Here is a 21408-nt window from a genome sequence, read left to right as displayed (position 1 = left end):
ACGACGTGGAGACTCATATGCCAGGCGCCATCTATGCCGAAGGCCTGGTGAAGACCTTCGGTGACGTAAGGGCTTTGGACGGCGTCGACCTCGATGTCCCCGAAGGCACCGTCCTCGGACTGCTCGGGCCGAACGGCGCCGGCAAGACGACGACCGTCCGCTGTCTGACGACCCTGCTCCGCCCCGACAGCGGCAGGGCGGTCGTCGCCGGCCTGGACGTGGTCAGGCAACCGGACGCGGTACGCCGCTCCATCGGCCTGTCCGGACAGTTCGCGGCGGTCGACGAATACCTGACCGGCCGCGAGAACCTGCAGATGGTCGGCCGGCTCTACCAGATGGGCGCGAAGCAGGCCAAGGCCCGCGCGGTCGAGCTGCTGGACCAGTTCCATCTCACCGACGCCGCCGACCGCCCCAGCAAGACCTACTCCGGAGGCATGCGCCGCCGCCTCGACCTCGCGGCCGCCCTGGTCGTCTCGCCGCCCGTGATGTTCATGGACGAACCGACGACGGGCCTCGACCCCCGCAACCGTCAGCAGCTGTGGGAGGTCATCAAACAGCTCGTCTCCGGCGGTACGACGCTGCTGCTCACCACCCAGTACCTGGAGGAGGCCGACCACCTCGCCCACGACATCGCGGTCGTCGACCACGGCCGGGTCATCGCGCAGGGCACCTCCGACCAGCTCAAGGCCCGCACCGGCGGCGAGCGCGTCGAGGTCGTGGTGCACGAGCGCGACCACATCCCGACCGCCGGCGAGGTGCTGCACGGCTTCGGCAAGGGCGAGACCACGGTCGAGGAGCACACCCGCAAGCTCACCGTCCCCGTCACCGGCGGCGCCAAGCTGCTCGCCGAGGTCATCCGCGAGCTGGACTCCCGGGGCATCGAGATCGACGACATCGCGCTGCGCCGCCCCACCCTCGACGACGTCTTCCTGTCCCTGACCGGACACACGGCCGAGGAGAAGACCGAGGACAACGGTGAACAGGGCCCGAAGGACACCCGCAAGGACACCCGCAAGGAGACCGTGAAGTGAGTGCCGTCAGCGACACCGTGCGGGTAGCCGCCCCGGGCAACGCCCTCAGCCAGTCCTTCCGCGACTCGATGGTGGTCGCCAAACGCAACCTGATCCGGATGTCCCGGATCCCCGAGATGCTGATCTTCGGGCTCATCCAGCCCATCATGTTCGTGGTGCTGTTCACCTATGTGTTCGGCGGTTCGATCCAGGTCGGCTCGTCCACCTCCACCCAGGCCTACCGCGAGTTCCTGATGGCCGGCATCTTCGCGCAGACGGTGACCTTCGCCACCGCGGGCGCGGGCGCCGGCATCGCCGACGACATGCACAAGGGCCTCATCGACCGCTTCCGGTCGTTGCCCATGGCGCGCGGTGCGGTGCTGACCGGCCGGACCATCGCCGACCTGGTGCAGACCGCGCTCACCCTCGTCGTGCTGGCGGTCGTCGCCCTGATCGTCGGCTGGCGCACCCACGAGAACCTCGGCAAGGTACTCGCCGGCTTCGGCCTGCTCCTGCTGCTCGGATACGCGTTCTCCTGGATCGGCGCGCTGATCGGCCTGTCCGTGCGCACCCCTGAAGCGGCGACCTCGGGCGGTCTGATCTGGCTGTTTCCGCTGACGTTCATCTCGAACGCGTTCGTGGACGCCAGCCACCTGCCGACCTTCCTGCGCCACATCGCGGAGTGGAACCCGTTCAGCGCCACCGTGCAGGCCAGCCGCGAGCTGTTCGGCAACCTTCCGCCGGGCTTCAACGCGTCCCACGCCTGGCCCATGCAGCACCCGATCCTGGCCTCGCTGATCTGGTCGGTCGCGATCATCCTGGTCTTCCGGACGCTCGCGGTCCGCAAGTACCGCTCGGCCACCGCGTGAAGCGGACCATGATCGCGCGACGCGTCGCATGACAAGGCCCCCGGCGTCCCACGGATGCCGGGGGCAGGTCTGTTCGCGTCAGCCGGAGTAGGGCTCGGCCTTGAGGATCTTCACCGAGGCCTTCTTGCCGTTCGGCAGCTCGTACTCCGCGTCCTCGCCCACCTTGTGTCCGATGACACCGGTACCCAGCGGGGACTGCGGCGAGTAGGTCTCGACGTCGGCGCTGGCGTATTCGCGTGAGGCCAGGAGGAACGTCATGGTGTCGTCCTCGTCACCGTCGAAGGCGATGGTCACCACCATGCCGGGCGCGACGGCGCCGTCCGCGGAGGTCGGAGCCTCGCCGACCTTGGCGTTCTCCAGAAGCTGGGTCAGCTGGCGCACACGGAGCTCCTGCTTGCCCTGCTCCTCCTTGGCCGCGTGGTACCCGCCGTTCTCGCGCAGGTCGCCCTCCTCGCGCGCGGCCGCGATCTTGGCGGCGATCTCCGTGCGCGCAGGACCAGACAGGTACTCCAGCTCGGCCTTGAGCTGGTTGTACGCCTCCTGGGTCAGCCAGGTGACGTTCTCGCTGGTCTGGGTCACAGGTGCTCCTCGTCGGTACTGGGAATACAAAGCATCGCCCTACCCAGAAGCATGTTCCTCCATGGAAGGGCGAAACCACGAGCCTAACAATTCAACGGCGTAAGGGGGAGGACATAAGCCATCAGAATTACGTCAACGCAGGTGAGGGCCTATGTATTCATGGCTGGCGTCAGCCGGAGTGGCAGCCGAGCAGCTCCGCCGTGGTGCCCCGGGCCGTCGTACGGAGCGTGACCACCCGGTCGATCTCGGTGGCGGAACCGGTGAAGCGGAAGTCCGCCCGGCCCACCTCGGAGCCGTCCGCGGCCTGGGAACGCAGGGTGCAGTATCCGGAGGCGCCGGCGTCCTTGTGGACCTCCAGATGCACCTTGACCGCGCTGTCCGAGGCATCGAAGGCGACCACCTGGGCGCTGATCTCGCTCTTCACGACATAGTGGTAGGCGAAATAGCCGACCAGGGCGAGCAGCAGGGCACCCAGGACGGCGCCGGTGATCTTGAGCCTGCGGTCGGCGACCTCGTCCGAGGAGCGGCCGTAGCGGCCCTCGGGCAGCCGCGTACTCGCGGTACTCATGATCGTCCTCCCGGCAAGAACCCCTCCCGGACCCGGCAAGACCGGACCCCGGAATTATTCGCCCCCCGATTCGGTCACTATAGAAGCGCCGATCGCACCCGAAGACACCGGGGCGCCGACTTACTGAGGATTGAGTCTTGACTGACCAGCTGCGACTGATGGCCGTGCACGCCCACCCCGACGACGAGTCGAGCAAGGGCGCGGCCACCATGGCGAAGTACGTGTCCGAGGGGGTGGACGTGCTGGTGGTGACCTGCACGGGCGGGGAGCGCGGCTCCATCCTCAACCCCAAGCTGCAGGGCGACAAGTACATCGAGGAGCACATCCACGAGGTACGCAAGAAGGAGATGGACGAGGCCCGCGAGATCCTGGGCGTCAAGCAGGAGTGGCTCGGCTTCGTCGACTCCGGCCTGCCCGAGGGCGACCCGCTGCCGCCGCTCCCCGAGGGCTGCTTCGCCCTCGAGGACGTCGACAAGGCGGCCGGTGAACTCGTCCGCAGGATTCGCGCGTTCCGCCCGCAGGCGATCACCACCTACGACGAGAACGGCGGCTACCCGCACCCCGACCACATCATGACCCACAAGATCTCGATGGTGGCCTTCGAGGGCGCGGCCGACCCCGAGAAGTACCCCGAGAGCGAGTTCGGCCCCGTCCACCAGGCGCAGAAGCTCTACTACAACCAGGGCTTCAACCGCCCCCGCACCGAGGCGCTGCACAACGCGCTGCTGGCGCGAGGCATGGAGTCGCCGTACGGGGACTGGCTGAAGCGGTGGAACGAGTTCGAGCGCACCGAGCGCACCCTGACCACGCACATTCCGTGCGCGGACTTCTTCGAGATCCGCGACAAGGCACTGATCGCCCACGCCACGCAGATCGACCCCGACGGCGGTTGGTTCAAGGTCCCGATGGACCTCCAGAAGGAGGTCTGGCCGACCGAGGAGTACGAGCTCGCGAAGTCGCTCGTCGATACCTCCCTCCCCGAGGACGATCTCTTTGCGGGCATCCGCGACAATGCCTGACATGAGCGCAAGCGCAAGTCTGGCACTGACGCATCTCGTCCCCCTCGCCAAGGAGGTCGACGAGAACAAGGTCACCCCCGGGGTCCTCGGCTTCATCGTCTTCGCGGTGATGGCCGTGGCGGTCTGGGGCCTGATGAAGTCCATGAACAAGCACATGCGGAAGGTCGACTTCAAGGAGTCCCCGGACGCCAAGGCGGACTCGGGGACTCCCGTGGCCGACCCCAAGGGCTGACCGGCGTCACGCCCCACCCGGCACCGGCACACCCATCACCTCACGGGCGTGCCGGCTGGGGACCATGCCCAGACGCCAGGCCTGCCAGCCGGACTCCAGGGTGACCCCGCGGTCCAGCAGCAGGCCGTACGCCGTGACGTACTCGGTCAGCTTCTCGTCGCGCAGCGGATGCGCGCCGCGGGAGAGCTGGGCCAGCTCCTCCTGGGCGACCGCCGTGCCCACCTCCACCCCGCCCGGCGCGGCGTAGGGGAGCAGGGTGCAGCGCAGGAAGCGGGCCCAGTCCTCGCCGCGGCGGTCGCCGTACGACGAGAACAGGATGACCGCCTCGTCGCACAGGGCCAGGGCCTGCTGGGTGCGGTTGTTGCCGGCGTCCACGACGGCCAGCTCCAGACAGGTCCAGGCCTCGCCGTGGACGACACCGATGCGCTGGAAGTCGGCGCGTGCGTCGACCAGGAGCTGACGGGCGAAACCCGAGTTGCGCAGCGAGCCGGTCTGGGCCGCCCGCTGGTCGCGGGTCACCCGGGCCGAGTGGTGGCGGGCACAGGCCAGTCCGTAGACGTCCCGCATCCGGGAGAACATCGTGCGCGAGCGCTCCAGCTCACGGACCGCCAGGTCCAGCGTGCCGGTCTCCTCGAGGGCCTGGCCCAGGTAGTAGACCGTCCAGGCCTCGCCGCGCGCGTCCTCGTTCTCCCGGTGCCGGGCGGCCGCCTGGCGCAGTGCGTCCACCGCCGGGGACGCGTCACCGTCCACCAGCCGGGCCCGCGCCAGCTGGGTCAGCGCCCAGGCCTCGCCACGGGCGTCGCGGGTACGGCCGTAACGCTCCAGCGCCGCCCCCAGCTCCCGCTCCGCACGCGGTACGTCACCCATCCGCAGCGCCAGCTGACCGAGCTGGAAGTGCGCCCAGGCCTCGCCGTGCACCGAACCGCCCTCCCGGTGCAGCACGAGCGAGCGGGTGAGCAGGTCCAACGCCTCCGGCAACCGGGCGCGGTCGCGCTGCACCGCCGCCAGCGCGTGCATCGTCCAGGCCCGGTCGGTCGACAGCTGGTGGGCCTCCTGGAGATCCAGCGCCTCCTGGAGCTTGGCCGCCGCCTCGGTGAGGTTGCCCTGATGGTGCAGGGTGATCCCGAGCGAGCACAGGGCGCGGGCCGCGCCGGCGTCGTGATGCGCCTCCATGTAGAGGTCCACGACCGAGGTGAGGGTGGTGCGTGCCTTGTCCAGTTCACCCAGCTGACGGGCCGCGATACCGGTACGCCACTGAACCGAGCGCACCAGCAGGCCCTGGTCCACCGCCTGCGCCAACTCGCTGATCTCACCGAGCCGGTACAGGTCGCCGCGCAGCAGGCAGTAGTCGCACAGGGCGCCCAGCAGATTCTGCACGGCCGCCTGGTCGACGCCCTCCGCATGCCGCAGCGCCGCCGTGATGAAGCTCGACTCGTCGTCCAGCCAGCGCAGCGCCTCGTCGAGCGAGGTGAAGCCGTGCGGGCTGAACCGGTCCGAGCGGGTCGACATGTTGCCGTCCACCAGCCGCAGCACGGAGTCGGCCAGCTCCCCGTAGTTCACGATCAGCCGTTCCTGCGCCGCCGTACGGTCGGCCGGCTCCTCCTCGTCGGCGAGGCGGGCCTGGGCGAAGGCACGGACCAGGTCGTGCAGCCGGTAGCGGCTGCCCCGGACATGGTCGATCAGACCGGCCTGCGCCAGCGCGACCAGATGACGGGTCGCCTCCGCCTCGTCCGTGGCCAGCAGAGCGGCCGCGGCCGCCGCGCCGAGCGAGGCCCGGCCCGCCAGCGCCAGCCTTCTCAACAGACGGCGCCCGGTCTCCGGCTGGTCGGTGTAGCGCAGCCACAGCACCCGCTCCACCGGCTCGACCGGGCCGTACGCGCCGAGATCCGCCGCCAGCTGGAGCGGTGACCGCGAACCCAGTGACGAGCCCGCCACCCGCAGCGCCAGCGGCAGCCCGCCGCACAACTCCCGGATCCGCTCCGCGGACTGCGCGTCGTACGGCCCCGACGTGTCCTGCGCCGCCGCGTCCAGCAGCTCCTCCGCGCCCGCCGCGTCCAGCGCCGTCACCGGAAGCTGATGCACCCAGGCCGGCAGGTCCGCGGGCAGGTCGAGCTGCTCCCGGGCGGTGACCAGGACCAGGCTGTCGGACCGCTCCGGGATCAGCGTGCGCACCTGCTCGGCGTCCGAGGCGTCGTCCAGCACGATCGTCACCGGCAGACCCGTCAGGTGCTGGTGGTACAGCTCGCTGAGCCGCTTGACCTGCTGGTCGGCCGAGGAACGCTCACGGAACAGCAGCTGTTCACGCGGCGCACCCAGCCGGTTGAGCAGATGCAGCAGCGCGTCCCGGGTGGGCAACGGCGGCTCGCCCCGGGTGTCGCCGCGCAGATCCACCACGACCGCACCCCGGAAGAAGTCCTTGAGATCGTGGGTGGCCCGGACCGCGAGCGTGGTACGCCCGGAGCCGGGCTCGCCGTGCAGGACGACCACCGTCGGACGGGTCTCCGTGGTCGCCCGCGCCGCCTGCGCCCACTGCCGGATCCGCGCCAGCTCCTGGTGCCGGCCGGCGAACGGGATGTCCGGGTCGGGGAGCTGACCGAACGACTGCTGCAGCACCGTACGCCTGCGGGCCGCCGCGCTCTTGTCCGCACCGCGCAGCCCCGGGCCCTGCTTCTTCGGCCCTGTGGACGCGCTCAGCACCCGCTGCTGATCGAGGAACGGACGGATGCCCCGCACCTCCAGCGCGGTCAGCCACTGCAGACGCAGCTGCTCGGGACCGCCGGGCTGACCGGCCGCGCCGGCCTGGTGATGAGCGGCGGGCAGGTGGGCACCGGCGACCTTGACGACCGTGGCGGCCGCGCCGATCACTCCGGCGGCCACGCCCGCGCCGAGTGCCGTACCGGCGCCGGTGCCCAGGGAGAGGTCGGCGACGGTGGCGGCGACCGCGGCGACGGCCGCTACCAGCAGGGGAGTTCCGGCACCCTCTCTGGCGTACCGCTGGCCGAAGCTCTGCCGGCCGGCCTCTCTCTCGTCGAGAGCGTGGGCGTAGGTGTCGTACTCCTCGGCGGCGCTCTGTGCCATCGCGTCCAGACCGCCGCGGGCCCGGGACAGCAGCAGCTGCCCGTCCACGCGGCCGCCGGAGCGGCGGACCTCCTCCTCCACGGCCCGGACCAGCAGCCGGTCGGCCTCCGCCCGATGGGCGTCCCGCATGTCCCGTCCCCCTCCAGCGGTAACTCCTTTGCTTATGAGTGTCCTTGGGAGAGAGCGAAGTTGCGAGAGGGCCGGATCATCGAAGAGTGGGGGCTACCGCGGCACGGGCTCGCTCTGCCGGCCCTTCGACAGCGCCAGGAAGACGCATGCCGCGGCCAGCCCCGCCTCCGCCACCGCGCTGCCGAGCGCCTCCAGCAGTTCGGTGCCGACCGCCGACGTCGTTATGTCGAACCACGCGTCCAGGATCGCGACCGATGCCGTCGCCGAAGCCGTCAGACGGGCCCGGGCGTCACCCCGCAGCCCCAGCACGGCCGTGGCCGCGCAGCCCACCGCCATCAGGACGTCCAGCCCGATCCAGGCCAGTGACCAGTTGTGCACCTCGGTCTTGGTGGGCAGCGTCAGCGCCAGCACCACCATCCACGGCACGAGCAGCACGGCGGACGACCCGAGAAGGATCAGTGCCCACCTCTTCAACCGCCTCGTCCGCTGCATCCTCCGCGCCTTCGTCGCCGTTAACCGCTCCAACACCTTGGTCCCCTCGCCTTGTTCCGGCTCCGCGGAACCTGTGGACCTCACGGGTCCTCCGCCATGCCCCCACGCTAGACCGCAGAGAAAATTCGGCAAAGAAAATTCGGCAGACATCGGGGAAGGGTCAGGGTTCTCTCAGGGGTCTCAGGGCTACGGTGATCGCATGACCGACGGCACGCCCGGGACGGCCGCAGCGCCCGACCCCGCAGCACACACCGAGCTGACCGGCCTCGAACGCACCGCCCTCTACAAGTCGCTGGGCAATCCCCTGCGCCGCCGGATCCTCGACTACCTCGGCCGGTACGGCGAGGCCAACTCCACCGTGCTCGCCCGCGAACTCGGCGAGAGCTCCGGCACCACCAGCTACCACCTGCGCAAACTCGCCGAACAGAAGCTCATCGAGGAGATCCCGGAGAAGTCGGGAGGGCGGGAGCGGTGGTGGCGGACTCTGCCGTTCAGCCACACCACCCCCGACCCGGCCACGATGACGAGCGAGGAGTACGCGGCGGCCGAGCACCTCGCCCTGCTCAGGATCGAGGTCGACACCAGGCTGTTCCGCCGAGCCCACGAGGAGTACCGGGGCCCGCAGGGCTGGGCCCAGGTGCAGCGCACCGGCACCTGGATGACCAAGGACGACCTGCACGCCTTCGTCCACGCCTACCAGGAACTCCTCGATCGCCACAGCCACCCGGACGACGCGGTTCCCGAGGGGGCGCGCCGGGTCAACCTGCGCTTCTACGCGGCTCCGGACGCCGTGGGAGAGTGGGAAGGTGAACCGACTGGCCCATGAGACGTCCCCGTACCTCCTCCAGCACGCCGACAACCCCGTCGACTGGTGGCCCTGGTCGGCCGAGGCCTTCGACCGGGCCCGCGAGACCAACAGACCCGTCCTGCTGAGCGTCGGATACAGCTCGTGCCACTGGTGCCATGTGATGGCTCACGAGTCCTTCGAGGACCAGGCCACCGCCGACTACCTCAACGAGCACTTCGTCTCCGTCAAGGTCGACCGCGAGGAGCGGCCCGACGTCGATGCCGTCTACATGGAGGCCGTGCAGGCCGCCACCGGGCAGGGCGGCTGGCCGATGACCGTGTTTCTGACGCCCGACGCCGAGCCCTTTTACTTCGGCACCTACTTCCCGCCCGTCCCGCGCCACGGCATGCCCGCCTTCCGGCAGGTGCTGGAGGGGGTCCGGAGCGCCTGGGCGGACCGGCGGGACGAGGTCGCCGAGGTCGCCGGGAAGATCGTCGCTGATCTCGCCGAGCGGGAGATCAGCCACCAGGGTGCCCGGCCGCCCGGTGAGCAGGAGCTCGCCCAGGCCCTGCTCGGGCTCACCCGTGAGTACGACGAGCAGCGCGGCGGGTTCGGCGGTGCCCCCAAGTTCCCGCCGTCCATGGTCATCGAGTTCCTGCTGCGCCACCACGCCCGGACCGGTTCCGAAGGCGCCCTGCAGATGGCCGTGGACACCTGCGAGCGGATGGCCCGCGGTGGCCTGTACGACCAGCTCGGCGGCGGCTTCGCCCGGTACTCCGTCGACCGCGACTGGACCGTGCCGCACTTCGAGAAGATGCTGTACGACAACGCCCTGCTCTGCCGGGCGTACGCGCACCTGTGGCGGGCCACCGCCCACGGCGGAGCCGCTGATGAATTCAGCGAGCTGGCCCGCCGGGTCGCGCTGGAGACCGCCGACTTCATGGTCCGTGAACTGCGCACCCACGAAGGCGGGTTCGCCTCCGCCCTCGACGCCGACAGCGACGACGGGACCGGCAAGCACGTCGAGGGCGCGTACTACGTGTGGACGCCCGCGCAGCTCGGTGAAGTCCTGGGCGCGGACGCGGAGCTCGCCGCCCAGTACTTCGGGGTCACCGAGGCCGGCACCTTCGAGCACGGCCAGTCCGTCCTGCAACTCCCGCAGCAGGAGGGCGTCTTCGACGCCGAGAAGATCGAGTCCATCAAGCGGCGGCTGCTCGCGGAGCGCGCGGAACGCCCCGCGCCCGGCCGGGACGACAAGGTCGTCGCCGCCTGGAACGGCCTCGCCATCGCCGCGCTCGCCGAGACCGGCGCCTACTTCGACCGGCCCGACCTGGTCGAGGCCGCCGTCGGCGCTGCCGATCTCCTCGTCCGGCTGCATCTGGACGACCATGCACGGATCGCCCGCACCAGCCGGGACGGCAGGGTCGGCGCCAACGCGGGTGTGCTGGAGGACTACGGCGATGTCGCCGAGGGCTTCCTGGCGCTCGCCGCCGTGACCGGCGAGGGCGTCTGGCTGGAGTTCGCCGGGCTGCTGCTCGACCACGTCCTGGTCCGCTTCGCCGACCCGGAGACCGGTGCCCTCTACGACACCGCCTCCGACGCCGAGCGGCTCATCCGCCGGCCGCAGGACCCGACCGACAACGCCACGCCCTCCGGCTGGACGGCGGCCGCCGGTGCGCTGCTCAGCTATGCGGCCCACACCGGGTTGGAGCCCCATCGCACCGCGGCGGAAAGGGCGTTGGGTGTCGTCGGGACGCTCGGGCCGCGGGTGCCGCGCTTCATCGGGTGGGGGCTGGCCGTCGCCGAGGCGCTCCTCGACGGTCCGCGCGAGATCGCGGTCGTGGGACCCGACCAACAGGACAGCCGTACAACCGCCCTGCACCGCACCGCACTTCTGGGCGTCGCCCCCGGCGCGGTCGTGGCCATGGGGACTCCGGAGAGTGACGAGTTCCCGTTGCTCGCCGGTCGGCCGCTCGTCGGGGGCGAGGCGGCCGCGTACGTCTGCCGTAACTTCACCTGTGACGCCCCGACCACCGACCCGGAGCGGCTGAAATCGGCGCTCGGGGGCTGAAGGGCCAGGTGGGTGGCCCTCATCGGGTCCCCACCGGGTCTCCACCGGATGCCGGCAGGAGGAACAAGTGACCGGATTTGGGAGTCTGTTCGGATAGATACCGCTTACGGCCCAGCCGTTCCGAAACATGCTTTTTATCGGAATGGCTGCCTCACTTCACAGAGCCCCCCTAGGCTCTGCACAGGAACGCGACAGGTGTGACTCACTGTTGCGTACAGGGGGCTCTGGGATCTGGGGGGATCTTCTTTTGCTGACGTCTGTCTTCATCGCGGTCGTCTCGCTCGCCTTGTTCTGGATGGCCGCCTTCACACTGTGGTGGCAGATGCACGCGTGGCGTACGCCCGAGGTGCTCGCGTCCACCCGCTTCGGCAGACCCGACGGGGGCGAACATGTGTCGTTCTCGCTGCTGCTGCCCGCGCGGCACGAACAGGCCGTGCTCGACCACACCATCCAGCGGCTGCTGGAGTCCACACACACCGACTTCGAGATCATCGTGATCGTCGGGCACGACGATCCGGAGACCACCGAGGTCGCCCGGGCGGCCGCCGAACGCGACCGGCGCGTCCGGGTCGTCGTCGACACCCATGAGAAGAAGAACAAGCCGAAGGCCATGAACACGGCGCTGCCGCACTGCCGCGGCGATGTCGTCGGGGTCTTCGACGCCGAGGACCAGGTCCATCCGGAGCTGCTCGCCCACGTCGACCACGCCTTCCGCACCACGGAGGCGGATGTCGTGCAGGGCGGCGTCCAGCTCATCAACTTCCACTCCAGCTGGTACAGCCTGCGCAACTGCCTGGAGTACTTCTTCTGGTTCCGGTCCCGGCTGCATCTGCACGCGCAGAAGGGGTTCATCCCGCTCGGCGGCAACACCGTCTTCGTACGGACGGCCGTGCTCCGGGAGGCCGACGGCTGGGACCCCGACTGCCTCGCTGAGGACTGCGACCTGGGCGTGCGTCTGTCGTCCGTCGGCAAGAAGGTCGTCGTCGCCTACGACTCCGACATGGTGACCCGCGAGGAGACCCCGGGTTCGCTCATGTCGCTGCTCAAGCAGCGCACCCGCTGGAACCAGGGTTTCCTGCAGGTCTACCGGAAGCAGGACTGGCGGCAACTCCCGGGCTTCGGGCAGCGGTTGCTCGCCCGTTACACCCTGATGACGCCGTTCCTGCAGGCCTTCTCCGGCGTGATCATCCCGCTGAACGCGGCGGTCGCACTCTTCCTCGACGTCCCCGTCGGCGTCGCCTTCCTCACCTTCCTGCCGCTCGTCACCGCCGCCGTCACCTTCGTCTTCGAGGTGGTCGGCCTGCACGACTTCGGCAAGCAGTACGGGCTGCGCGTCCGCTTCATCCACTACGTGAAGCTCGTCGTCGGCGGCCCCTTCTACCAGGTCCTCCTCGCCGGAGCAGCGATCCGCGCAGTGTGGCGCGAGCAACGCGGCCGGAACGACTGGGAGCTGACCACTCACGTCGGCGCGCATCTCACCGCGGCCGAGACGATCCGAGAGGACGTTCCTGCGTGACCTCCACTCTCCCCGCGGTGACCACTCCGAAGGTCCCCGCGCAGCGCAGAGCTGTGCCTATCACCGGTTCGCCCGGCCGAACGTCGCCGCCGCTCCGGCTCCGCTCGTCCCGTCCCGACCTGCTCCTGTGCGGTGTCCTGCTGCTCGTGATCCTCGTGGTCCAGGGCTGGAACATCGCCGACTACCCGACCCTCAGCGACGACGAGGGCACCTACCTCGCCCAGGCCTGGGCCGTCCAGGAGGGCCGGGGCCTGGCCCACTACACCTACTGGTACGACCATCCGCCGCTGGGCTGGATCCAGATAGCCCTGCTCACCTGGATACCCTCCGCCATCGACCCCTCCCTGATGACCGTCGGCTCGATGCGCCTGGCGATGCTGCTGGTCAGCGGCGTCAGCACGGTCCTCGTCTACGTCCTCGCCCGCCGTCTGTCGCTGCCCCGCTGGGCGGCCGGCCTCGGCATGGCCCTCTTCGGACTCTCGCCGCTGTCCGTCGTCCTCCAGCGCGAGATCTTCCTCGACAACATCGCCGTGATGTGGCTGCTGCTGGCCTTCTGCCTGGCCGCCTCGCCCAGCCGTCACCTCTGGCACCACTTCGGCGCGGGCCTGGCGGCCGCCGCGGGCGTGCTCACCAAGGAGACGATGCTCGTCGTCCTGCCCGCCCTGCTCGTCACCATGTGGCGGCACGGCCACTCGGACACCCGTAAGTTCGCCCTCACCGGCGCCGTCACCGCCTGCACCCTGGCCGGACTGTCGTACCCCCTGTTCGCCCTCCTCAAGGGCGAGTTGCTGCCCGGCGCCGGCCATGTCTCACTCTGGGACGGCATCACGTACCAGATGTCCAGGCCGGGTTCGGGCTTCATCCTGGACACCGCGTCCGGCTCGTACGGAGTGCTGCACTCCTGGCTGTACTACGACCGGGTGCTGCCCGTCGGCGGACTTGCCGCGGCCCTGCTGCTCCTCGTCGTCCACCGCTGGTCGGTCACCGCCCGGGCGCTCGCCGGACCGGCCCTGACCGTGCTGATCCTGGCCGCGGTCGCCCTGCGCCCGGGCGGCTATCTGCCCGCCATGTACATCATCGGCGCGCTCCCGTTCCTCGCCCTGGTCCTCGCCGGGGCCGCCGCCTCCGTCACCCACGCGGTGCTGCGCAGGTGGCGGGCCGAGGGCGAGAAGCGGGCCGTCACCTACGGCCGGTACGCGCTGGCCGCCGTACTGGCCCTCGCCGCCGGGGCGTACACCGTGCCGAAGTGGTACGACGGTGATCGCACCGCCGTCACCGCCGACGCCAACGCCTCCTACCGGAAGGCCTCGCACTGGCTCGGCACCCAGGTCGCCGACCCCGCCCGTGCCCGCGTCCTCGTCGACGACGCGCTCTGGCTCGACCTCGTCCACCAGGGCTACCGGCCCGGTCTCGGCGTCATCTGGTTCTACAAGGCCGACCTCGACCCGGCCGTCACCAAGACCCTGCCGCACGGCTGGCGGGACCTCGACTACGTGGTCGCCTCGCCGACGGTACGGCGGGACGCCCGCGACCTGCCCAACGTCAGGGCCGCGCTGCGCCACTCGGCCCCCGTCGCCACCTTCGGCACCGGCGCGGACCGCATCGAGATCCGGCAGATCGCAGGGGGTACCCGTTGAGCAGCCACGAGTACACCGTCCCCGCGGCGGGACCGCAAGCGACGGAGATCCCCGAGCCGGGCGCCGTCACCATCGTCGTACCGACCTTCAACGAGTCGGGGAACGTGCGGCAGTTGCTGCACCAGATCACCGAGTCGGTGCCCGCGCGGCTGCCCTGCGAGGTCGTCTTCGTCGACGACTCCACCGACGACACCCCCGAGGTCATCCGGCAGGCCGCGCAGGACTGCCCGTTCCCGGTGGCCGTGCTGCACCGTGAGGAGCCGGTGGGCGGGCTCGGCGGGGCCGTCGTGGAGGGGCTGCGGGCGGCCACCTCCGACTGGGTCGTCGTCATGGACGGCGACTGCCAGCATCCGCCGTCCCTGGTACCGGAGTTGGTGGCCACCGGGGAGCGGAGCAACGCCGGCCTCGTCGTCGCCTCCCGGTACATCGAGGGCGGCAGCCGGGCCGGGCTCGCCGGCAGCTACCGGATCGCCGTCTCGCGCGGGGCGACCTGGCTCACCAAGTCCCTGTTCCCGCGCCGCCTGCACGGCATCAGCGACCCGATGAGCGGCTTCTTCGCGATCCGGCGCAGCGTGGTGACGGCCGATGTGCTGAAGCCGCTCGGCTACAAGATCCTCCTGGAGCTGGCCGTCCGGAGCCGGCCGCGCGAGGTCGCCGAGGTCCCCTTCGTCTTCATGGACCGGTACGCCGGCGAGTCCAAGTCGACCGCACAGGAGGGCTTCCGGTTCCTGCGCCACCTGGTCGGCCTGCGCACCGCCTCGCCGGTGGCCCGCATGGTCGGCTTCGGGCTGATCGGGCTGAGCGGCTTCGTGCCGAACCTGCTGGGCCTCTACGCCCTCACCGCCCTCGGCCTGCACTACGTCCCCGCCGAGATCCTCGCCAACCAGCTCGGCGTCGCCTGGAACCTCGTCCTCATCGAACACCTGCTGTTCCGCGACCGGCGGGCCCATCGCCGCTGGTGGGACAGGGTCGGCCGGTTCACGGTGCTCGCCAACGCCGACCTGGTGCTGCGCATCCCGCTGATCGCCCTGTTCGTCGGCCGGTTCGGGATGGGCGCACTGCCCGCCACCGCACTCGCCCTGGTGACGACCTTCGTCCTGCGCTTCGCCGGGACCGAGGCGCTGGTCTACCTCCCGCGCCGCAAGAAAGATGCAAGGAGAGCCGCGTGACCATGAAGCACAGAAGGACGGCACTGGTCGGGGTGGGCGCCCTGACCGCCGGACTGCTGCTCACCGCACCCCAGCCCGCCGAGGCGGCCAACCTCGTCAAGAACCCGGGCTTCGAGACCGCCGGCACCGACGGCATGCCGTACTGCTGGGAGAAGTCCGGCTGGGGGGACAACGACTTCGCCTTCGCGACGACCACGGACGCCCACTCCGGCTCCCAGGCCATGAAGGTGACACTGACCCGGCGGGTCGACGGCGACCGCAAGGCGCTGATCACCGAGTCCACCGACTGCGCGCCCGTCGTCACGGCGGGCAGGCAGTACGACCTCTCGCTCTGGTACAGGTCGACCACCCCGGACACGGCGGTCACCCTGTTCCGGCACGACACCACGGCCGGCTGGCAGTACTGGACCGACCTTAAGACCCTGGACATGGCGTCCGCGTACACCCAGGCGACCGTCCGCACCCCCGAGGTCCCCGCCGGCACCGACCGCATCACTTGGGGTGTCTCGGTCTACGGCACCGGCTCGGTGACCACGGACGACTACACCATGGACCAGGTGCCCGATGTCCTGCCGCCCGCCCAGTGCACGGGCACGAACGCGCAGTGCGCGGACGGCAGCTGGTCGGTCCTGCCGACCCAGAACCCGGTCCGCTCCATGCACTCCGTCGTCCTCAACAACGGCAAGGTGCTGCTGATCGCCGGCTCCGGCAACAGCGAGGAGAACTTCAACGCGGGGACCTTCACCAGCGCGGTGTACGACCCGGCCAACGGCACGTACAAGGTGATCCCGACGCCGAAGGACATGTTCTGCTCGGGGCACGTGCAGTTGCAGGACGGCCGGGTGCTCGTGATGAGCGGCAACAAGGCCTATCCGGTCGCGGGCGGGCACGGCTACGAGGGGTACAAGGACTCGTACATCTTCGACCCGGTCACCGAGACCTACAGCAAGACCAACGACCTCAACGACGGCCACTGGTACCCCTCGGCGACCGAGCTCGGCAACGGTGACGTCATCTCCTTCGGCGGGCTCCGGGAGGACTCGTCGGGGTCGGTGACGGCGGAGTACTGGTCGGACGCCCAGCAGAAGTGGCTGGGTCTCGGGGACGTCCACCAGACCTGGTCGTACTGGGGGCTGTACCCGTCGATGATCCTCATGCAGGACGGGCGGCTCTTCTACTCCGGCAGCCATGTCTTCGGCAACAACATCCCGGGCACCGGCTCCGCGGTCTACGACTACGGCGCCAACACCATCACCCAGATCCCGGGGCTCCGGAACAAGGACGAGCGCGACCAGTCGGCGAGCGTGCTGCTGCCTCCGGCGCAGGACCAGAAGGTCCTCACGCTGGGCGGCGGCAACATCGAGTCCAACCCGGACGCGAACCGGCTGACGGACCTGATCGACCTGAAGGACCCGAACCCGTCCTACGTCGCCGGGCCGCCCCTTCCACAGGGCACGGTCGATCTGGGCAACGGTCCGGTGGCCGAGACCGGCAACCAGGGCAAGATGTACGTCTCCGCCGTACTGCTGCCCGACGGCAAGGTGCTGGAGACGGGCGGCGCGCTGCACAACCGTGCCAACCCGGTGTACGAGTCGTCGATCTACGACCCGGACACCAACGCGTTCGACTCCGTGGCCGCGGATCCGGAGGCCCGGGGCTACCACTCGTCGGCGTTCCTGCTGCCCGACGGGCGGGTCATGGCCACCGGTGACAACCCGGGCAACGGGACCTGGAACCACAACGTGTCGATCTACACGCCGCCCTATCTGTACAAGGGCACCCGGCCGGCCATCACCTCGGTGATCAACCAGGAGTGGAAGTACGGCGACACCCAGCGGATCACCGTCGACCGGCCCATCGCCAAGGCGGAGCTGATCCGGCCGGCCGCGGTCACCCACTCCTCCGACCCCAACCAGCGGTTCGTGGATCTGCCGCTGTCCGTCGACGGCAACAACGTCGACCTCAACGTCACCAGCAACCCCGATCTGGCTCCGCCCGGCTGGTACATGCTGTTCGCGGTCGACGCGAACGGGGTGCCGTCGGTGGCCAAGTGGGTGCATCTGCAGGGGCCGGCCGCGCTGGGGGACGCCTCGCCGCATGTCCACTCCTTCGCCGACTCCCTCGCGGGGAAGACCTCGGGGGCGGGGAAGAAGCGGGCCTCGCAGCCGGTCAGTACGACGGTCTCCGGGTGCGACCGGCACTACGGGTCGGTCAACGTGTGTGTGCCGACCGTTTTTCCGGCGGGGGTCAAGAAGACGGCGGCGGCTCGCTGCGCTTGGCTCAAGCTGAATCAGTACGGGCGGCTGACGGTCAACGGCAAGGATGATCCGCTGGGGCTTGATCGGGATCGCGACGGGGTTGCCTGTGGGAGGGGGGACGCAGGCCGGTAGTTGTCTGCGGGTGCGTGGGGGCTGGTCGCGCCCACGCGGCGGTAGCCGCTACATCGATTACAGCCCCCGCGCCCTTACGGGGCGTTGAAGAGGCGGGGTGTGTGCCACGGTGGTCGTGGTGCGCACCCCTTTTCGTGCGCGTGTTCGAACGGATCGCGCTTTCTGCTTGTTGCGGCGAAACATGTCATTTATCGGAAGAGTTCGTGCTCTTCACATCACCCCCATATGATCCTGCTCGCGCCGTGACGCGTGTGACGCGCTGTCACGGCCGGGGAGGGATTGGGGAACTGGGGGTCCTGCGCACCTGTCGTCCGGCGCTTCGTCATGCCTGTGGCGCATGGTGTGTGAAGTTTTTGTAAGTGAAGTTTGTGTTTTGTGTGACCTCCGTTCACCCAAGATCTCCTAGCATCGCTGAAGCAGTGCCCGGTTCTGTCCCTTTCGGACCGAGGCAGCCGTGTTATGTGGGGGGAGAACGCAACATTGTCCGAGTTCTTCGACCAGGTCTGGTCGTGGATCGTCGAGGCTGTGGGGGAAACTTCGTGGCGAGAGCTGATGCCGCTGGGGCTTGCCGGACTCTTCGTCTGGGCGCTCTGGCTGTACCGAGCGGTGCTCTCCCGGTTCGCCAAGCCGGTCGTCAACAACTTCCGTACCAGTGTCTCCGTGGTGGTCCCGGCGTACCGGGAAGACCCTGACATCCTGCTGGAATGCCTGGACACCTGGCTCGCCCAGGATCCGGCCGAGATCATCATCGTTCCCGACGTGGAGGACCACGAGGTACTGCACCGGCTGTCGCTGGTGGAGGACCCCCGGGTGCGGGTGCTTGCCTTCGAACACAGAGGGAAACGTTCCGCCTTGGGCGTCGGCATACGTGCCGCCACGGGGGAGCTCGTCGTCCTGGTGGACTCCGACACCCGCTGGGAGCCGGGGCTGCTGGACGCTGTACAGATGCCCTTCGTAGACCCCACGGTCGGCGGGGTGGGCACCCAGCAGAACGTCTACCAGCGCACCACCAGTGTCTGGCGCCGAATAGCCGACTGGCTGGTCAACCTCCGTTACTACGACTACGTCCCGGCCATGGGCCGGGCCGGTGCCGTGGCCTGTCTGTCGGGCCGTACGGCCGCCTACCGACGGGCGGCGGTCCTGCCCGTCCTGGAGAACCTGGAGAACGAGTTCTTCCTCGGCCGCCGCTGTGTGGCCGGCGACGACGGCAGGCTGACCTGGCTGGTGCTTGCCTCCGGCTACAAGACGGTGCACCAGTCCTCCGCACGGGCCGTCTCCATGTTCCCCTCGTCCTTCCGGGCCTTCGTCAAGCAGCGCGTCCGGTGGAGCCGCAACTCCTACCGGTGCTACCTGACCTCGCTGTACAAGGGCTGGCTGTGGCGGGCCCCGCTGGTCACCAAGATCACCGTGCTGCAGATCCTGCTCACCCCGGTGACCATGGGCATGGCCCTCGGCTATCTGCTGCTGAGCCGGCTCGACTTCAGCGGGCGCGGCATCGTCCTCACCCTGGTCTGGCTGATGCTGGGCCGCGCGGTCCGTGGCTACTCGCATCTGCGCAGGCATCCGCAGGAGATCCTGCTGCTGCCGCTGACGGCTCTCGTGGTCATCATGATCTCGCTGCCGATCAAGCTGTACGCCTTCGTCACCATGAACAAGCAGGGCTGGCTCACCCGCAGCTCCACCAGCATCGGAGGCGAGGGCCAGAGCGCCTCGACCCTCTCCGGCGGCGGCCAGCGCCACTCCGCTCTCCAGCCGGAGGTGATCTGACGTCATGTCGGCACAACGCATCACTGTCAGACCGGGCCCCGGCACGGGGCTGCGCCGGGCGGGTGCCAGAACGGCGGCGCTGCTGGGCTCCTTCGCGGTGGCGGCGACGCTGCTGCTGGGCACGTCCACCGCGGCGCACGCCGACGGGGACGGCGACAAGCAGAAGCTGGCCGCGGAGGACGCGGAGACCCAGGCCGCGCTGGTCGCCGACGAGGACCACCGGCTCAACCAGGTACGGGCGTTCACCTCGGTGGCGCCCCTGCAGAGCACCAAGTGGACCGTGCCGTACCGGCTGGACACCGACAACGGATACACCCTGGTGCTCACCCAGCGCAGCAACGCCTACACCATCGCCGACCTGCTGAAACTCGCCCCGCAGACCTTTGTGCGGCGCAAGGACGGCTCGTACCTGCTGACCGAGAACATCTACCTCAACGTCGGCGCCAAGCTGAAGCTGTCCAACCCGGGCGGCCTCACCCTGCGGATGGCCAGCAACCGCACCGGCTTCGTCTCCATCGTCTCCTTCGGCGGCGAACTGGCGCTCCAGGGCACCGCCCAGGCGCCGTTGACGATCACCAGCTGGGACCCGCAGGCCAACAAGGCCGACACCGACGTCCGGGACGGCCGGGCCTATGTCCGCACCATCGGCGGCCAGTTCGAGATGACGCACACCAAACTCGCGAACCTGGGGTTCTGGAGCGGCCGAACCGGCGGGCTCAGCCTCACCGGCACCGACCGGCCGAACACCGGCTCGCTGGAGGAAACCGGCCAGATCCACGGCAAGACCGCGCGCGAGCGGGCCGAGGAACAGGGGAACGCGCAGGACGACGACGGCTCCAGCAGCGGCGATGTCACCGCCATGCCGTCCGGCGAACTGACCACTCCCGACGCCCGGTTCTCCACCGGCGGACTCTCCTACGTCTCCGGGTCGATCACCCACTCGACCATCACCGGCAACGCCTTCGGGATCTTCATCTCCAGTGCCACGGGGATCGAGATCAGCGACACGACCGTGGAGAAAAGCCTGGAGGACGGGGTGGTGCTGCACCGTTTCGTCTCCAGTTCGCTGGTGCAGCGCACGGTTGCCAAGGACAACGGCGGCGACGGCTTCATCCTCTCCCGCGCCACCCAGCAGGTGCGGATCAGCGGCTCCACCGCCCAGGGCAACGGCGGCAACGGCTACACCCTCAGCGGCAAGCCGCTCGCCGACGGCCCCTCCGCCTCCGGGCAGGCCGTCGACAGCTACGGCTCCAACTCGGTCGCCAACAGCGTGGCCAAGGACAACGGGCGCTACGGCGTCGAGGTGCTCGGCGGGTTCGACGTCGGGGTGCAGAACAACCGCATCGAGGGCGGTGACATGGGGATCGTGGCCCGCCTGGCGGCGGACAAGGTGTCCATCACCGGCAACCGCCTGACCGGCCAGAACCGGCAGGGCATCTCGGTACGGGACGGCGTCAGCGACGCCACGGTCACCGGCAACATCATCGACGGCCCGGAGACCGGCGTGTACGTCCGCGACTCGGCCGCCGAGATACGCGGCAACACCGTCCAGGACGCCACCAACCACGGTGTCAGCCTGGTCGGCGGCGTGGACGGTACGACGGTCTCGTTCAACGTGATCGGCGGGGTCGGCCCCAGCGCGCTGGACTCCAGCCGCTCCCACGGCGGAGCCGACATCAAGGAGAACCAGACCTTCGCCTGGTACGACACCAGTTCCTTCTGGGTCAAGGTGAAGCACTACGCGAGCCCGATGACCCTGCTGTGGACCGGCATCCTCATGCTGATCCTGTTCTCGGCCGCCATGGGCCGGCGCAGGCGGCGCGGGCAAGGGCGGGTGGGCCCGATCGTCCATCCGTACTCCGACAAGGCGCCGCTGCCCGCGCCGCCCCCGGACGAGATCGAGGTGGCGGGCCGCCGCAGGACGCCGGTGATGAGCGAATGAGCGACGACACACCGGACGACACGGCGGACGGGACAGGTGCCGGGACGGGGGGCGGGCCCCGGGGCGGGCCACCCGCGAACCAGCGCCCCGCGCGCCAGACGCGGCGCGCCCAGAGGGGGGCCCGCGGGCGGCCCCCGGGGGGGGGCGCGCGCG

At 69.7% G+C, this 21408-nt stretch carries 16 protein-coding genes; 12 read left to right on the top strand and 4 right to left on the bottom strand.

Going from position 1 to position 21408, the window contains the following annotated elements; all coding sequences use genetic code 11:
• Window positions 1–17 precede the first annotated feature (17 nt).
• A complete protein-coding gene (locus ACWGJB_RS15125; RefSeq protein WP_453380590.1) occupies window positions 18–1031 on the top strand; it encodes an ATP-binding cassette domain-containing protein in 1014 nt (337 codons plus the stop codon).
• Window positions 1028–1879 carry an ABC transporter permease gene (locus ACWGJB_RS15120; protein WP_453380589.1) on the top strand — a complete coding sequence of 284 codons (852 nt, stop codon included), beginning with the start codon at window positions 1028–1030 and terminating at the stop codon, window positions 1877–1879. The genes ACWGJB_RS15125 and ACWGJB_RS15120 overlap by 4 nt, the downstream gene beginning before the upstream one ends.
• Window positions 1880–1957: 78 nt before the next feature.
• Here ACWGJB_RS15120 and greA read toward each other — a convergent pair whose 3' ends face one another.
• Window positions 1958–2458 (bottom strand): transcription elongation factor GreA, encoded by a 501-nt coding sequence (gene greA, locus ACWGJB_RS15115; protein ID WP_351741496.1) that lies wholly within the window; start codon window positions 2456–2458, stop codon window positions 1958–1960.
• A gap of 169 nt (window positions 2459–2627) precedes the next feature.
• Complete coding sequence (locus tag ACWGJB_RS15110; protein ID WP_453380588.1) at window positions 2628–3026, bottom strand: DUF4307 domain-containing protein; 399 nt, start codon at window positions 3024–3026, stop codon at window positions 2628–2630.
• A gap of 137 nt (window positions 3027–3163) precedes the next feature.
• Here ACWGJB_RS15110 and mca point away from each other — a divergent pair, with 137 nt between their 5' ends.
• Window positions 3164–4045, top strand: coding sequence for a mycothiol conjugate amidase Mca (gene mca, locus ACWGJB_RS15105; protein ID WP_453380587.1), 882 nt, complete (start codon window positions 3164–3166; stop codon window positions 4043–4045).
• Window positions 4038–4277 (top strand): hypothetical protein, encoded by a 240-nt coding sequence (locus ACWGJB_RS15100; RefSeq protein ID WP_453380586.1) that lies wholly within the window; start codon window positions 4038–4040, stop codon window positions 4275–4277. The genes mca and ACWGJB_RS15100 overlap by 8 nt, the downstream gene beginning before the upstream one ends.
• 6 nt (window positions 4278–4283) lie before the next feature.
• Here ACWGJB_RS15100 and ACWGJB_RS15095 read toward each other — a convergent pair whose 3' ends face one another.
• The gene (locus ACWGJB_RS15095; protein WP_453380585.1) at window positions 4284–7484 is read right to left on the bottom strand and encodes a tetratricopeptide repeat protein; all 3201 of its coding nucleotides are present in this window, start codon (window positions 7482–7484) and stop codon (window positions 4284–4286) included.
• 93 nt (window positions 7485–7577) lie between these two features.
• The gene (locus ACWGJB_RS15090; RefSeq protein WP_453380584.1) at window positions 7578–7976 is read right to left on the bottom strand and encodes a hypothetical protein; all 399 of its coding nucleotides are present in this window, start codon (window positions 7974–7976) and stop codon (window positions 7578–7580) included.
• A 199-nt stretch (window positions 7977–8175) separates the two neighbouring features.
• Between ACWGJB_RS15090 and ACWGJB_RS15085 the strand changes: the two genes are divergently transcribed.
• The 8 genes from ACWGJB_RS15085 to ACWGJB_RS15050 all read left to right on the top strand — a co-directional run bounded on the left by ACWGJB_RS15085 (window position 8176) and on the right by ACWGJB_RS15050 (window position 21255).
• On the top strand, window positions 8176–8802 hold the full coding sequence (locus ACWGJB_RS15085) for an ArsR/SmtB family transcription factor (RefSeq protein WP_453380583.1): 627 nt from the start codon (window positions 8176–8178) through the stop codon (window positions 8800–8802).
• On the top strand, window positions 8783–10834 hold the full coding sequence (locus tag ACWGJB_RS15080) for a thioredoxin domain-containing protein (RefSeq protein ID WP_453380582.1): 2052 nt from the start codon (window positions 8783–8785) through the stop codon (window positions 10832–10834). The genes ACWGJB_RS15085 and ACWGJB_RS15080 overlap by 20 nt, the downstream gene beginning before the upstream one ends.
• 247 nt (window positions 10835–11081) lie before the next feature.
• The gene (locus ACWGJB_RS15075) at window positions 11082–12350 is read left to right on the top strand and encodes a glycosyltransferase (protein WP_453380581.1); all 1269 of its coding nucleotides are present in this window, start codon (window positions 11082–11084) and stop codon (window positions 12348–12350) included.
• Entirely contained in the window at window positions 12347–13987 is a 1641-nt protein-coding gene (locus tag ACWGJB_RS15070; RefSeq protein WP_453380580.1) for an ArnT family glycosyltransferase, read from the top strand. The genes ACWGJB_RS15075 and ACWGJB_RS15070 overlap by 4 nt, the downstream gene beginning before the upstream one ends.
• Window positions 13984–15156, top strand: a complete 1173-nt coding sequence (locus tag ACWGJB_RS15065; protein WP_453380579.1) for a glycosyltransferase — start codon at window positions 13984–13986, stop codon at window positions 15154–15156. Before ACWGJB_RS15070 ends, ACWGJB_RS15065 begins: the two co-directional genes overlap by 4 nt.
• Before the next feature lie 2 nt (window positions 15157–15158).
• Window positions 15159–17546, top strand: a complete 2388-nt coding sequence (locus ACWGJB_RS15060; RefSeq protein ID WP_453380671.1) for a galactose oxidase-like domain-containing protein — start codon at window positions 15159–15161, stop codon at window positions 17544–17546.
• A 480-nt stretch (window positions 17547–18026) separates the two neighbouring features.
• Window positions 18027–19313 carry a glycosyltransferase family 2 protein gene (locus ACWGJB_RS15055; protein ID WP_453380578.1) on the top strand — a complete coding sequence of 429 codons (1287 nt, stop codon included), beginning with the start codon at window positions 18027–18029 and terminating at the stop codon, window positions 19311–19313.
• Window positions 19314–19317: 4 nt separating this feature from the next.
• Entirely contained in the window at window positions 19318–21255 is a 1938-nt protein-coding gene (locus ACWGJB_RS15050) for a right-handed parallel beta-helix repeat-containing protein (RefSeq protein WP_453380577.1), read from the top strand.
• Window positions 21256–21408: the final 153 nt, after the last annotated feature.

The sequence above is a fragment of the Streptomyces sp. NPDC054813 genome, assembly GCF_053611365.1.
The sequence above is the reverse complement of the archived record's forward strand: the minus strand, read 5'-3'. Positions and strand labels throughout refer to the sequence as shown.